The organism is Alcanivorax sp. IL2 (genome assembly GCF_047495475.1).
Taxonomy (GTDB): Bacteria; Pseudomonadota; Gammaproteobacteria; order Pseudomonadales; family Alcanivoracaceae; genus Alcanivorax.
Genome location: NZ_CP179932.1, coordinates 2,153,578 through 2,165,661, shown reverse-complemented (window position 1 = coordinate 2,165,661; position 12,084 = coordinate 2,153,578). Strand labels below are relative to the sequence as shown.

The window sequence follows — 12,084 nt, the reverse complement described above, 5'->3', positions numbered from 1 at the left end:
TCATATCACCCTTTTGGCGCTTTTACGGATCGCCGCTTTCGTCTAGGCTTTGCCAAAATTACGCCCCACCTGGGCCCGGCGTATCTCTTGCGCCTATTGCCCCTCGGACAACAGGTCAGGAATGACAGCAGTCGTCGAAGAAAATACCGTTCTCGAGTTCAAGGGCCGCATGTTGATGATGACGGTCCTGCAACTGAAAAACCTGGATGCCAACCTGCTGCATCAGGAAGTCAGCCAACGGCTGGAAGATGCCGCCCAGTGGCTGCAGGAAGCCCCGGTGGTGATTGACGTGAGTCAGGACCTGGAGGTGGACCCGGTAGCCCTGATGGCCGCGGTGGACACCCTGCGCAGCCTGGGCGTGAACCTGGTGGCCCTGGCTCGCACGACCGGCATTGATAGCGATACCGCCGCCATGCTTGGCTTGGGTACTCTGAGTCTGTCCGGTGGCCGCGATGTGCCGCGCCGCAGCGAGCCCGCGCCACAGGTAGAAGCAGAAAAAGTCCCCACCGCTACCCAACGCATCGAGACGCTGGTGGTGGACCAACCGGTACGATCCGGCCAGCAGGTCTACAGCCGTGGCGATTTGATCGTGCTGGCCCCGGTGAGCACCGGCGCCGAGCTGATGGCGGAAGGCAACATCCATGTCTACAGCAAACTGCGTGGCCGCGCCTTGGCCGGCGTCCGCGGGGACTGCAGCGCACGTATTTTCTGCCAGCAACTGAATGCCGAACTGGTATCCATTGCCGGCCATTACCGGGTAGCCGAAGATCTGCCCGAAGCGCACCGCAACCGGGCTGTCTATCTGTCCCTGGAAGGTGACGCCATGCAATTTACCGCGCTGAGCTAGCGCCACAGAAAGACGAAGGTAAGGAGAAAGAGCGTGACGAAGATTGTGGTCGTGACATCCGGCAAGGGTGGCGTCGGCAAAACCACCACCAGTGCAGCGCTGGCCACCGGCCTTGCCCTGCGCGGTTTCAAAACCACTGTCATTGATTTCGATGTGGGCCTGCGCAACCTGGACCTGATCATGGGTTGTGAACGCCGCGTGGTTTATGACCTGGTGAACGTGATCAGTGGCGATGCCAACATCAAACAGGCGCTGATCAAGGACAAGAAGGTGGACAACCTGTTCATCCTTCCCGCGTCCCAGACCCGTGACAAGGACGCCCTGACCACCGAAGGTGTGGAAGGCGTGCTCAACGCCCTGCGCGATGACATGAAGATGGACTACATCATCTGCGACAGCCCGGCCGGCATCGAGAAAGGCGCCCTGATGGCCGCCTACTTCGCCGACGAAGCCGTGGTAGTGACCAACCCGGAAGTCTCCAGTGTGCGTGACTCCGACCGCATCATCGGCATTCTGGCCAGCAAGACCCGCCATGCCGAACAAGGTGACGGGGATATCCCCGCCCGCCTGCTGCTCACCCGCTACTCTCCGGAGCGCGTGGAGAACGGCCAGATGCTGTCCGTGGAGGATGTGCAGGAAATTCTCGCCATCGAATTGCTCGGCGTGATTCCCGAATCCCAGGCGGTACTGAACGCCAGTAACGCCGGCAGCCCGGTAATTCTGGATATCGATTCCGATGCCGGTCAGGCGTACAGCGATGCGGTAGCCCGCTTCCTGGGCGACCAGCTGCCCCATCGTTTCGTCAACGTTAACAAGAAAGGTCTGTTCGGCCGTCTTTTTGGAGGCTAAGGGATGAGCATCTTCAGTTACCTGCTTCCCAAGAAGCAGAGCTCCGCATCAGTGGCCAAGGAACGCCTGCAGATCATTGTGGCCCGCGAACGCTCCACGCGTGGCGGTCCGGATTATCTGCCGCAGCTGCAGCAAGAGCTGCTGATGGTAGTACGCAAGTATGTTCCCGTGGGGGAAGACGCCGTGAATGTGCAGGTGGATCGTGATTCCGGCTGCGAAATTCTCGAGCTGAACATCACCCTGCCGGAAGAAGAAGCCCAGCAGCAGTACTGAGCTGGCACCAGGAGCCGCCGCCGGGCGGCTCTTTTCTTTCCATTCCCCGGAAAATCTACGAACGTCCCGCTGCTGCGCGATCCGTGACATCAACAAAGCCGCTGTAAACGTGCGGGGTGACGAGCTACAGCAGCCAGCCTATTCCGGCAGCACCTGCCATTCCGGTTCATCAAACTCCCCGATCACCGTCACCTCGCATACCTTGGCATGCTTGGCCAGGATCGCTTTCACCTTTTCACTGCGGCTGTCGTCCTTGGCATCCCGGTGGGCCTTGCTATCCCAGTGGGCAATGGCCAGCACCTTGTCCGGTTCGCCGATCTTGCGGTGCAGGTAGGTGCCCCGGGCGCCCGGCGTCTGCTGAATGATTTCACTGGCTTCCACCCAGCCCTGAGCATATTCCTCTACGGTAAAGCCCGGCTTCACCCGCACTTCGAAGATAAATTTCATGGCTGTTCTCCCTGTCGGTAAAACTGCGCCAGCAGCCGGTACAGATCCGGCCAGTCCCGGTGCAACGATTCTGGCGCCTCAAAAAAGGCTTCGCTGCAAACCGCAAAGAACTCACCCGGCCCGGTCAGTGCATAGGGATCAATAGACAAGGGCCTGTGCTGCTCATAATCATCGAACAGCCGATCCCAGGCCGCCGTGAAGGTCTCGTGCCACTGGCGCGGATTCATACCTGGATGCAGCGGCGGTGCGCCATTGGCACCGTTGCGTCGCATATCGAGTTTGTGGCTCATCTCGTGGATCACCACGTTACTGCCCTGCCCGGCTTCAAGCACCGATTCCCATGACAGTATTACCGGGCCCTGATGCCACGCCTCACCAGCCAGCACCGGACTGCTGGCATGCACCACGCCATCCTCAGTCTGCCAGGGCCGATTGGGAATGAAATCGCCCTCATAGAGAATTACCGTATACCAGCCGTCATACCAGTCCAGCCCCAGTTCCAGAATTGGCACACAGGCCATAGTGGCGATACGCAGACACATGGCGTCGGTAATGGCGAAGCTGTTCCCCGGCGCCACACTCTTGCGCGCCAGAAAGCGAAAGCTCAGATCCCGCAGGCGGGCGCGTTCGTCACCCTGGTACCGCTGCAACACCGGCCAGTCGCCCACCGCCGCATCCCACTCTGCTTCGGTATACCCCATCTTCTTGACCCGGCGCGTGTCACGCCAGTTTCGCCAGGCTGCAAACATTGTTACCTCAATTCATAAAGCCACACCCTGTTCGAGCGGCCAGGTATATCACCATCGTTCTCGTACTTGGCAATCTTCAAGTCGCGAGTAACGAGTCGAAAGTAGCGAAAAGATCAGAGCCCGCATTGTTATATGCCTTTCGCTCCTTTCAACCTGCGACTCGTAACTTGCTAATCCGTGTCCACTTTGACCTGATAGATGTCGCCTGAACAGTCGTTACCCGGCACAGGCCCTGTGCTACCATCGCCAGCTCTTTTGCCAAGCGAATCCTGTTCAGTGCCTGTTAGCCAAGCTCACAAAGCCGATCTGCTGCTTCTGGTGGTCACCCTGCTGGCCGCCATCAGCTGGATGTTCTCGCGGGAGGCGGTGTTGGCGATGCCACCACTGCTGTTCATGTCCCTGCGCTTCCTGCTGGCCGCAAGCCTTCTGGCCATGGTCGCCCACCGCCAGCTACGTCGGCTCAGCGCCCGGCAACTATTCCGTTGCGTCCGGGTAGGCGCCGTATTCGGCATCGCCATGAGCTGCTGGGTCATGGGGCTGGCCATGGCCGAACATGTGGGCGAAGGAGCCTTTCTCACCAGCCTGGGCGTGGTTCTGGTACCCGTGATTGCCCGGCTGATCTTTGCCGAACCAGTACCCGGCAGTACCTGGCTGGCTTTACCGGTGGCGGCTGCGGGCCTGGCCTTGCTGTCCCTGGAGCAAGGACTGCATCTGGAGGCGGGACAGCTGTTCTTCGTGGCAGCCGCCACCATCTTCGCGCTCTATTTCAACCTTAACACCCGGGCCGCCAATACCATTTCCACCACTGACCGCAACGGCAACCCCATTGAGCACCCGCGCATCCCCGCCCTGGCCCTGACCACGGTGGTGCTGGCGGTGGTCGGTGTGCTGACGGGCAGCCTGTCCGCCCTCTTCGAGCCCTGGGGCGAGGCCGCGGCAAACGCCACCTTCGAGTTGGCAATCTGGGTCATCCTCAGCGCCACCGTGGGTACCGCCCTGCGCTTTCTTGTGCAAACCTATGCGCAAAGCCTGTCACTGCACAGCCACGGCGTTGTCATCATGGTCCTCGAACCCATGTGGACCGCCCTGATGGCGGCCGCCTGGTTCGGCGAGCAGATGACGCTGATGCAGCTGGCCGGTTGCGCCCTGATTTTCCTGTCACTGCTGGTCAATCGCTGGCGGGCAGTGAGAAGCCTGCTCAAACAGGCTCTGTCACGCGTTTCCACTCACCATTAAGTTGCTCACTCCCGACGAAAAGGATGTCTTATGGGACCCGATATTCTCTCCCTGATCCCGGCCATTGCCCCCGGCACTCTGGTGGCCATTACCGCCTTTGTGCTCGCCGGAATATTCATGCAGCGTGCCCGCACTGCGGCCATGCTCGTGATGATCGCCGGCCTGCTCACCCTGCTGCAGAATGGCTGGATCATCTTCAACCAGACCGTGTTGCTGGAATGGATGTTTGATGACGTGATCAGCTCGGATACCTACTCACTCATCGCAACCGCCGCCTACAACCTGTTCTATCTTGTCATCAGCGCCCTGCTGCTGTTTGCTGCCTTTGCCGGTCGCCAGTCTCTCGGCGCACCCGCATCCACCGCTCCTCAGGCCGAGCCCCGTCCCGAAGGTAATCTCCCGGCCCATCGAGGCGGGCTGGTGCTGACCTTCGGCCTGCTAGGCATCCTGCTGTTTGCGCCGCTGGGCATCGTCGCCTGGATACTGGGCAACAAGGATCTCCACGCCATGGGCAGCGGGCACATGGACCCGTCAGGGGAAGGCATGACCACCGCCGGCAAGGTGCTTGGCATCATTGCCACTGTCCTGATGGCGGTGGGTTTGCTGGTGGCCATGGCTGTGATCAGCATTATTGCCGTCAACTTCCGGGCCTTCTGATTCCTGCCGCCCGGGCCTTGCCCGTAAGGCCCAGGCAAAACGCTCGGGTCGGTTTCCATAAACCATCGCGGTAATGCCTCTGCCATACGCCGTATGCACATTTGTGTATCGCGCTGTGACCCAGTTCCTTCTCTCCATCCCCAGTTGGCGCACCATTTGTTTCTGGCAGGAAATCACCGTTTATCATTTGCACTGCCATCGCAATACCGGTTACTGGTATTGCCTGAGCGTTCAGCCCTGATAACCAATAACAAAACGATGGGACAATGAGAGCAATCAACCAGGCTGTTTTCTGCCTTCTAGGCACACTGCTAATCCCCAGTCTGCAGGCGGCACCTGCTGACTGCCGGGCAGATTCGTCACGCCCCCTGGTTCTCTCCAGCCAGGACCAGCAATTGCTGGAGATACTGGGAGGACATGCCAGTAACAGCCACACCCCTACCCTGATCCGCTACAACGACCAGACTCCTGGCATCAACCAGCCAATTCTGGGCAACTATGCCCGTCTGCGCCTGGCAGCCATGGCTCTGCGCGATGGCGATACCGAATTCGCCCGGCAGCAATTGAATCAGGTGGAACAGAACAGCCCCGCAGCGGTGGATGCGGCACTGCTATTGGCGGAAAGCTATCGACGGGACGGGGACCGCGAACGGGCAAGGACCTGGTTCGTGCGCATTGCCGCGCGTTTCCCCGGTAACCCCAGAGCCGTCTCCGGGCTGGTACTGGCCGGCGATGACTGGCGCAAGCAAGGGGCTGTTGAGCAAGCCCTGCCAGTCTACAACCTGGCCCTGAACAAGGTGGCGGAAAACATGAAGGCGCTGCAAACCCTGGCCGACGACCCGGATCGCCTTTACCGCTCGCTGACCAACAGTGTTGCCGGCAACAGCACCACCGTGATGGACCAGCTGGTACTGGCTATGATCCGCGACCGCGACAGCCAGGTTCTGGATGCCACCGGCAAGCTGATCAATGCCAGCAATGTGCGCAAATGCCTTCGTGAGGAGGAAAAAACCTTACATAACGCCATCCAGCACGCCACCGCCCGGGACCTCTCAAATGGCGCCTTTCGCACTGCCGCCAACATGGAAAAAGCCGCTACCGAACAGGAAATTGCGGACCTGCAGCGGGTTCTGGCCAATGCCCCGGATGCGGAAGACTTCCGGGCCCGTCTGACGGACGCCCGGGATCGACTGAAACGTATTGAAGACCGCCTGGAAAGACTGGGCAGCACGGCCCTGCCGCCGGCACTGGAAAAACGAAAGAAACAGATGCAGGAGGACAAACAGCGGGTAGAAACGGAGATTGAGGATGCCAGGCAGCAGGTGCGCCAGGCCTTGAAAGCCCAGCTACCTGAGCTACAACGGTTTTACCGCAACCTGGCCGGGGAAGCGCAGCTGGGCAAGGCCCAACTGCTGCAGGCAAGGGGGTGAATCATCAGCCCGGAATGCGGTTTTAGCCCTTGTGGCTTTTCAGCAGGCTGTCCACCTTGTCGATGTACTTCTGCTTGGCGTCGTCCGCAGACATGCCCTTGAGCTTGGCCCAGGCGTCATACTTGGCCCGGCCCACCATATCCAGCATGCCCGGACGTTTGCCACTCACATCGCCAGCACTACCCTGTTTGAAGTGGGCATACAGAAACAACAGATCATCGTTGCCGGGCTTGCGATCCAGGGTTTTCACATCTTTTTGGGCTTGTTCAAAACGGGCAGTATCGGTCATGATGCTTCCTGTTGGTTGTGATCATTATTGAATATCGCGACAGGCTTTATTCGCGATCAGGCTGTCAAAATACTGCGCTGTCACAGCCTGCGAATCAAGGAGCCTCTGGATAACTCCTTGCATGCTCAGTCTTTCAGGCTGGCCTGCAATCTAGGCGCAATGTTGAAGGTGTGTGTCGACCCATCAAGACATTGCAACAACGAGTGCGGGCCAGCCTGGGAGACCCGAAGGGCGCGGCTTGAAGGGCCCATCTGCTGCGCTTTGTCGCTAGGAAAGGGAACCCACCCTGCCCGTCGCGACAAAACACAACAGCTGCACCCTTCAGGCCACGCTGAGCACGCAAGGAGTTATTCAGAGGCTCCTCAAACGGAATAATAATCAGGTAACGCCATGCCCGCAGCATCGGAAGCAGCGATCAGCAAAAACCAGGAAGGCGTCCTGCGCAACGCGCTCGACAGCCTTCTGGTCACCTTTGATGGAGAATTGGAAGCCCGCTACCGGGAACATGCTCATCGGCGCGCCCGGGACCTGATAAGCCATTCGGTCTATCTTCTCGGGCTGTTGTACCTGGTGGTGGTGCTGCCGGTAATGCTGCTGGTAGATACCGCTGAGATGGTCGCCTGGCGCAATTACGGGGTCTATCCCATCGCGGTGTCACTGCTGGCTCTGTGGTGCAGCACCCGGCTGTCCTGGCTCACAGCCCACACCATCGGCGTCATGTATCTGGCCCTCGGCATTGCCCTGGCCGGCACTCTGCTCGGCGCCATCCGCTTTCACGATCTTTTTCCCGGGCAGATTTCCGCCTTTGAAACCATCTATATCCTGATTATCGGTTTTTCCATCTTGCGCTTGCCGCCGCGGCAGACGCTCATCAGTTGCCTTTGTGCCCTGGCGGTAACCCTGCTTGCTGCCCTGTTTCAACAACTGCCTCTGCCTCTGCTATCCATGCTGCTGTACTTCGTCATTCCGCTGATTATCTGTGCGCTCAATGGCTACATTCTGGATATCAGTGCCCGCCGCAATTTTGCCAACAATCTGCTGCTGGAAAGTGAATCCTCGCAGCTGGCCCGCTGGCGGGAACAGGCAGAAAAGGACACCCTGCGCCAACAGCAGCTCAACCTGTTTCTGGAACGGATTGCCGGCAACCTGACACCGGCGCAGCTTCTCGAGCGGGTGCTCGGTTATCTAATCGAACAGATCGGCGCGAAAGCCGGCGCCGCCTACACCCTGGAAGAGCAGGAACTGGTCCGGCAGGCTGGCTGGGGGCTCAATGCCAGCGCCTCGGAACGCCGCAAAGTCCCCCAGGATGAAACCCTGCTCGGCGCAGCCCTGAACCAGAAACTGCTGATACAACAGCATAGTGTCCCGGCAGGCTATCTGGATCTGGAAGTCGGCGAAGGCAAACGCAAACCCGCCACCCTGCTACTGTGGCCAATACATCAGGGAGAGTTTGCGTTGGGTATCGTGGAAGTGGCCGGCTCTCAGCCGTTTTCGACCGCCGACGAGGCCCTGCTCAACGAGTTGCACCGCCCACTGGCCTTTGCCTTGCAATCGGCCCAGCGCCGCCAACAGTTTCTCAGCCGCCTGGACGAGCAGGACAACGTCGCTCAGGCCTGATTTTTTTGCCGAAGCTCCCGCAACGGGGCGGACAAGCGCTCCGGGCGGCGCGGCACGATATCCGCCAGTGCCTGCACAATCCTGGCCATGTCCTGCTCCATGTCTCCGCTGGGCATGAAGCTGCCAACAATGCGAACCTGACGCCGCTGGTAACAGAAACCGATCACCACAATGGGGATCTGCATCTGTTCGGCTATCCGGTAAAAGCCGGTTTTCCAGCGCTCGGCACCCTCCCGCGTGCCCTCTGGCGCGAGACCCAACCAGAAAGGTTTGTCGCGCATCACCGTCGTCGTTTGGTCCACCACATCGTCCGCGCTGTCACGGTTAACCGGTATTCCGCCCAACCAGACCATCAAGCGTCCCAGACGACCTTCGAACAGGGTGTGTTTCGCCATGAACTTCACATGGATTCGCAGGCACTGAATCGCACTGATACCCACCACACCATCCATATTGGAGGTGTGCGGCGCTACCGCCAGAACCGCGCGCTCCACATTGGGCAGCGTGCCGACGATCCGCCATCCCATGGCCGAAAGAATCACCCGGCCCAGGCCGGCCAGCAGCCAGTGCCCACGCCGTGGCACTCTTTCACCCAGGGTTCTTGCCTTGATCGGCGGTAGTTCTGTTTTCATGCAAATACCGTAAATGTCTGGCGGCTCAGCGCCACCGCTTTGCCTTCCCCATCCCAGATTGTCGCCTGACTCTGGCCGTAACCGTCACTACTCTGGTCCGTCTTTACCCGATACTGCCACAGGGTATCCGCAGGGCGCGACAGCGGATCGTCAAGCAGCTCCATGGTCCAGGTCAATGAGCTGGCCGGGGCCGGCTTCTTCAACATGGGGAGCACCGATGGCGGCCAGGTATCGACCAGCGCGATCAACGCCGCCGTGCTCATGGCCTGCGGTGGCGAGCGAAAGCCCATATAGCCACTGAAATCGGGCACTTCGCTACCACTGAAAGGGGGCATACCATCGGCATAACGCATCTGGAAGTGCTGCAGAAAATCCGGCGTCAGACCGGCAATGAAGGGCAGCTCGATACAACGGTCCGGCGCTGGCATGGCCGGTGCTGCCGGCGGCGCCACGATCACCCGGGACTCCCGGGCCGCACCCAGGCTCACCAGCATGGCGGCCACCACCTGCCCTTCCTGGCGAGCTGACACGATGGCCTGCATCACCGATTTTCCTTCCCGGAACACCTCACTGTGTAGACTGATCGGCCCCGGCGCCATGGGCGCCACAAAGGACAGGGAAAAACTGCGCAACGTTCTGCCCGCGGCGACGGTTTTCTGCAGGTGATCAAACAACACGGCACCTACCAGCCCACCAAACAGGGCACGACCCTGGCCCCAACCTTCCGGCATCATGCCATTCCCTTGGCCATCCACCGTGGCCAGGATCTCGTCAAAATTCATTTCCGTCTCCCGTCAGCGAATGCCTTTAATAACACTGCAACCGCATGGGTGAAAGCCATTAACCCGTCATTGGCCAAGCCGGCTACGACATCCTGCTGGAATTTGTCCAAATAACCGGCAAAAGTGGTGATTTGGCCATGCGCGAACTGGCCCTTCCCGGTAGCATAGGCGCCTGTTTTTTCAGTTCCGCCAGTACGGAGTAATCGGCATGACCTGGTTGAAATCCCGACGTCTGCACTATCTGTTGGCCATGACAGCGCTCTTCTTCAGCCTGATGGTCATCCTGCGGGCTATTTTCTATTTTGGCTTCTCCGAGGTACCGGGTAACCCGGATTATGAAACCGGCGCCATTCTCAGCGCCCTGGGTATCGGCCTGCGCTTTGATCTGCGTCTGGCCCTGCTGATGATGCTTCCTCTGGCTGCACTGGCCTATCTGCCACGCTTCAATCTGCTTAACAGCCGCCTGATGCGTCTCCTTGCCCATGGCTATCTGATCGTTGCGCTGGCGCTGCTTGGTCTCACCTATATTCTCGACTTTGGCCACTACGCCTATCTCGGTGAACGGCTGAACGTTACCGCCCTGCGCTTCCTGCAAGACACCCGGGATTCCACCCTGATGGTATGGGAAAGCTACCCGGTGATCTGGATTACCCTTGGCCTGGTTGCCGGCGTGGCCGGCAGTTACTGGCTCGCTCGTATCGCCGAACGCAAACTGCTGCAACGGACGGCTGCCGGCATCTCCGGATTCCAGGCCACCGTCGGTTTTCTGATCTGCTTCACCCTGTTCTTCTTTGCCATTCTTGGCCGGGTCAGCAACATCAATATCCTTAACCCCATTCCGCTGCGCTGGAGTGAAGCCTTTGTGTCCGGCGACCGGGCCATCGGCGCCCTGGGTTTGAACCCGGTCCTCTACTTTCGCGACACCCTGCTGATTCCCGTGTCCCCTTTCGACAAGGAACAGGTCGCCGAGTATTACCCGCTCATTGCTGATCATCTCGGCATTCCCGAGGATCAGCGTCAGGATCTCAATTTCGTACGAACGGTGGAGGTGCAGAGTCACAAGCTTGACCATGAGCGCCCGCCGAATGTGGTCTTTGTGATGCTGGAATCTCTGGGTGCAAGCCGTGTCAGCAGCTACGGCTTACCGGTGGAAAGCAGCCCCAATCTGGACCAGCTGGGACGTGATGGCTGGCGCTTCGAAAATTTCTATGTGCCCGTGACTGGCACCGCCAAGACGATCTGGGCCACCTTTACCGGCATCCCTGATGTGGCTCCCACCGAAAGCGCCAGCCGCAACCCGCTGACCAGCCACCAACGCACGGTGCTGAATGAATTCGAGGGCTACCGGAATTTCTATTTCATTGGCGGCAATGCCGGCTGGGCCAACCTGGACGGTCTGGTGCAACAAACCATCGATGGCTTGGAGCTGTATCAGGAAGGTGACTGGCAATCGCCGGACGTGGACGTATGGGGCATTTCCGATCTGAACCTGTTCCGCGAATCCAACCAGATTCTCGCCGACCTGCCGGATGATCAGCCGTTCTTTGCCTTCATCCAGACCGCCGGTAACCACCGGCCTTTCACCATCCCGGACAATAACGGTGATTTCCAGCCACGCACGGACCTGTCCGATGAGGAGTTGGCCGAATACGGCTTCCGCAGCGCCGCCCAGTTCAACGCGGTACGGCTGCTGGATTACAACGTGGGCGAGTACATGAAATGGGCTCGGGAAAGCGATTATTTCGACAACACCATCTTTGTGTTCTTTGGTGATCACAGCAACCGCATCACCACCCTGCCCCACATGCCGGCCATGGATCAGCTGGGGCTGGAAAGTAACCATGTGCCGCACATCATTTATGCACCCCGCTACCTGAAACCCAGAGTGATTGATGAATCGGTCGGCCTGGTCGATGTGCTACCCACCGTTGCCGGTATGCTGGGACTCAACTACCGCAACACCACCCTGGGCCGGGATTTCCAGATTCCTGCCCCGGAAGGGGATCGCGCCAGTTTTGTGGTGCTGCGAGAAGGGCCTACCCCCATCTACGGCATGGTCACGAAAAACTTTCTGGTGCGAATCAATGCCAATGGCAACAACGCCACCCTGCATGATCTGCACAGCGACACCCCCAAACAAGACGTGGCTGCAGAGCACCCGGAAGTCTTCGAACGGCTGCTCAAACTGGCTCGCGGGCAATACGAAACCGCTCGCTACATGTTCTACGACAACGTGGACGAGTAATCCGCAGGCCCTTGTCCGCTACCCATAACGC

13 protein-coding genes are annotated in these 12,084 nt (G+C 59.3%); 8 read left to right on the top strand and 5 right to left on the bottom strand.

Annotated elements, in window-relative coordinates:
* Positions 1–121: 121 nt before the first annotated feature.
* The 3 genes from minC to minE are packed head-to-tail and all read left to right on the top strand — an operon-like array spanning position 122 to position 1,969.
* Positions 122–847 (top strand): septum site-determining protein MinC, encoded by a 726-nt coding sequence (minC, locus tag ACMG4N_RS10125; protein WP_414431531.1) that lies wholly within the window; start codon positions 122–124, stop codon positions 845–847.
* Between the two features lie 33 nt (positions 848–880).
* Positions 881–1,696, top strand: a complete 816-nt coding sequence (minD, locus tag ACMG4N_RS10120) for a septum site-determining protein MinD (RefSeq protein ID WP_035244695.1) — start codon at positions 881–883, stop codon at positions 1,694–1,696.
* Between the two features lie 3 nt (positions 1,697–1,699).
* Positions 1,700–1,969 carry a cell division topological specificity factor MinE gene (gene minE / locus ACMG4N_RS10115; protein ID WP_335625872.1) on the top strand — a complete coding sequence of 90 codons (270 nt, stop codon included), beginning with the start codon at positions 1,700–1,702 and terminating at the stop codon, positions 1,967–1,969.
* A gap of 138 nt (positions 1,970–2,107) precedes the next feature.
* Here the strand turns inward: minE and ACMG4N_RS10110 are convergent, their stop codons facing one another.
* Together ACMG4N_RS10110 and ACMG4N_RS10105 are read right to left on the bottom strand one after the other, a co-directional pair.
* Positions 2,108–2,416, bottom strand: coding sequence for an antibiotic biosynthesis monooxygenase family protein (locus tag ACMG4N_RS10110; protein ID WP_035244699.1), 309 nt, complete (start codon positions 2,414–2,416; stop codon positions 2,108–2,110).
* Entirely contained in the window at positions 2,413–3,165 is a 753-nt protein-coding gene (locus ACMG4N_RS10105; RefSeq protein WP_414431530.1) for a zinc-dependent peptidase, read from the bottom strand. Before ACMG4N_RS10105 ends, ACMG4N_RS10110 begins: the two co-directional genes overlap by 4 nt.
* Positions 3,166–3,441: 276 nt before the next feature.
* On the opposite strand from ACMG4N_RS10105, the gene ACMG4N_RS10100 reads away from it, so the two are divergent.
* The 3 genes from ACMG4N_RS10100 to ACMG4N_RS10090 all read left to right on the top strand — a co-directional run bounded on the left by ACMG4N_RS10100 (position 3,442) and on the right by ACMG4N_RS10090 (position 6,488).
* Positions 3,442–4,401: a DMT family transporter gene (locus ACMG4N_RS10100; RefSeq protein WP_414431529.1), complete on the top strand. Its 960-nt coding sequence runs from the start codon at positions 3,442–3,444 to the stop codon at positions 4,399–4,401.
* Between the two features lie 30 nt (positions 4,402–4,431).
* Complete coding sequence (locus ACMG4N_RS10095; protein ID WP_335625875.1) at positions 4,432–5,058, top strand: hypothetical protein; 627 nt, start codon at positions 4,432–4,434, stop codon at positions 5,056–5,058.
* A 266-nt stretch (positions 5,059–5,324) separates the two neighbouring features.
* Entirely contained in the window at positions 5,325–6,488 is a 1,164-nt protein-coding gene (locus ACMG4N_RS10090; RefSeq protein WP_335625876.1) for a tetratricopeptide repeat protein, read from the top strand.
* A gap of 22 nt (positions 6,489–6,510) precedes the next feature.
* Here the strand turns inward: ACMG4N_RS10090 and ACMG4N_RS10085 are convergent, their stop codons facing one another.
* Complete coding sequence (locus ACMG4N_RS10085) at positions 6,511–6,777, bottom strand: acyl-CoA-binding protein (RefSeq protein WP_035244705.1); 267 nt, start codon at positions 6,775–6,777, stop codon at positions 6,511–6,513.
* A gap of 390 nt (positions 6,778–7,167) precedes the next feature.
* On the opposite strand from ACMG4N_RS10085, the gene ACMG4N_RS10080 reads away from it, so the two are divergent.
* Positions 7,168–8,394, top strand: a complete 1,227-nt coding sequence (locus ACMG4N_RS10080) for a GAF domain-containing protein (RefSeq protein WP_414431528.1) — start codon at positions 7,168–7,170, stop codon at positions 8,392–8,394.
* Here the strand turns inward: ACMG4N_RS10080 and ACMG4N_RS10075 are convergent.
* Together ACMG4N_RS10075 and ACMG4N_RS10070 are read right to left on the bottom strand one after the other, a co-directional pair.
* Positions 8,385–9,026 carry a 1-acyl-sn-glycerol-3-phosphate acyltransferase gene (locus ACMG4N_RS10075; RefSeq protein ID WP_335625878.1) on the bottom strand — a complete coding sequence of 214 codons (642 nt, stop codon included), beginning with the start codon at positions 9,024–9,026 and terminating at the stop codon, positions 8,385–8,387. The genes ACMG4N_RS10080 and ACMG4N_RS10075 overlap by 10 nt on opposite strands.
* Complete coding sequence (locus tag ACMG4N_RS10070) at positions 9,023–9,808, bottom strand: acyl-CoA thioesterase (protein WP_414431525.1); 786 nt, start codon at positions 9,806–9,808, stop codon at positions 9,023–9,025. The genes ACMG4N_RS10075 and ACMG4N_RS10070 overlap by 4 nt, the downstream gene beginning before the upstream one ends.
* 208 nt (positions 9,809–10,016) lie before the next feature.
* Here ACMG4N_RS10070 and ACMG4N_RS10065 point away from each other — a divergent pair, with 208 nt between their 5' ends.
* Complete coding sequence (locus tag ACMG4N_RS10065) at positions 10,017–12,053, top strand: LTA synthase family protein (protein ID WP_414431524.1); 2,037 nt, start codon at positions 10,017–10,019, stop codon at positions 12,051–12,053.
* Positions 12,054–12,084: the final 31 nt, after the last annotated feature.

Bases quoted from the DNA above. Each gene is read 5' to 3' on its own strand.
- minC (WP_414431531.1), top strand. From the start codon at position 122: ATGACAGCAGTCGTCGAAGAAAATACCGTTCTCGAGTTCAAGGGCCGC.
- minE (WP_335625872.1), top strand. From the start codon at position 1,700: ATGAGCATCTTCAGTTACCTGCTTCCCAAGAAGCAGAGCTCCGCATCA.
- ACMG4N_RS10110 (WP_035244699.1), bottom strand. From the start codon at position 2,416: ATGAAATTTATCTTCGAAGTGCGGGTGAAGCCGGGCTTTACCGTAGAG.
- ACMG4N_RS10105 (WP_414431530.1), bottom strand. From the start codon at position 3,165: ATGTTTGCAGCCTGGCGAAACTGGCGTGACACGCGCCGGGTCAAGAAG.
- ACMG4N_RS10095 (WP_335625875.1), top strand. From the start codon at position 4,432: ATGGGACCCGATATTCTCTCCCTGATCCCGGCCATTGCCCCCGGCACT.
- ACMG4N_RS10090 (WP_335625876.1), top strand. From the start codon at position 5,325: ATGAGAGCAATCAACCAGGCTGTTTTCTGCCTTCTAGGCACACTGCTA.
- ACMG4N_RS10085 (WP_035244705.1), bottom strand. From the start codon at position 6,777: ATGACCGATACTGCCCGTTTTGAACAAGCCCAAAAAGATGTGAAAACC.
- ACMG4N_RS10080 (WP_414431528.1), top strand. From the start codon at position 7,168: ATGCCCGCAGCATCGGAAGCAGCGATCAGCAAAAACCAGGAAGGCGTC.
- ACMG4N_RS10075 (WP_335625878.1), bottom strand. From the start codon at position 9,026: ATGAAAACAGAACTACCGCCGATCAAGGCAAGAACCCTGGGTGAAAGA.
- ACMG4N_RS10070 (WP_414431525.1), bottom strand. From the start codon at position 9,808: ATGAATTTTGACGAGATCCTGGCCACGGTGGATGGCCAAGGGAATGGC.
- ACMG4N_RS10065 (WP_414431524.1), top strand. From the start codon at position 10,017: ATGACCTGGTTGAAATCCCGACGTCTGCACTATCTGTTGGCCATGACA.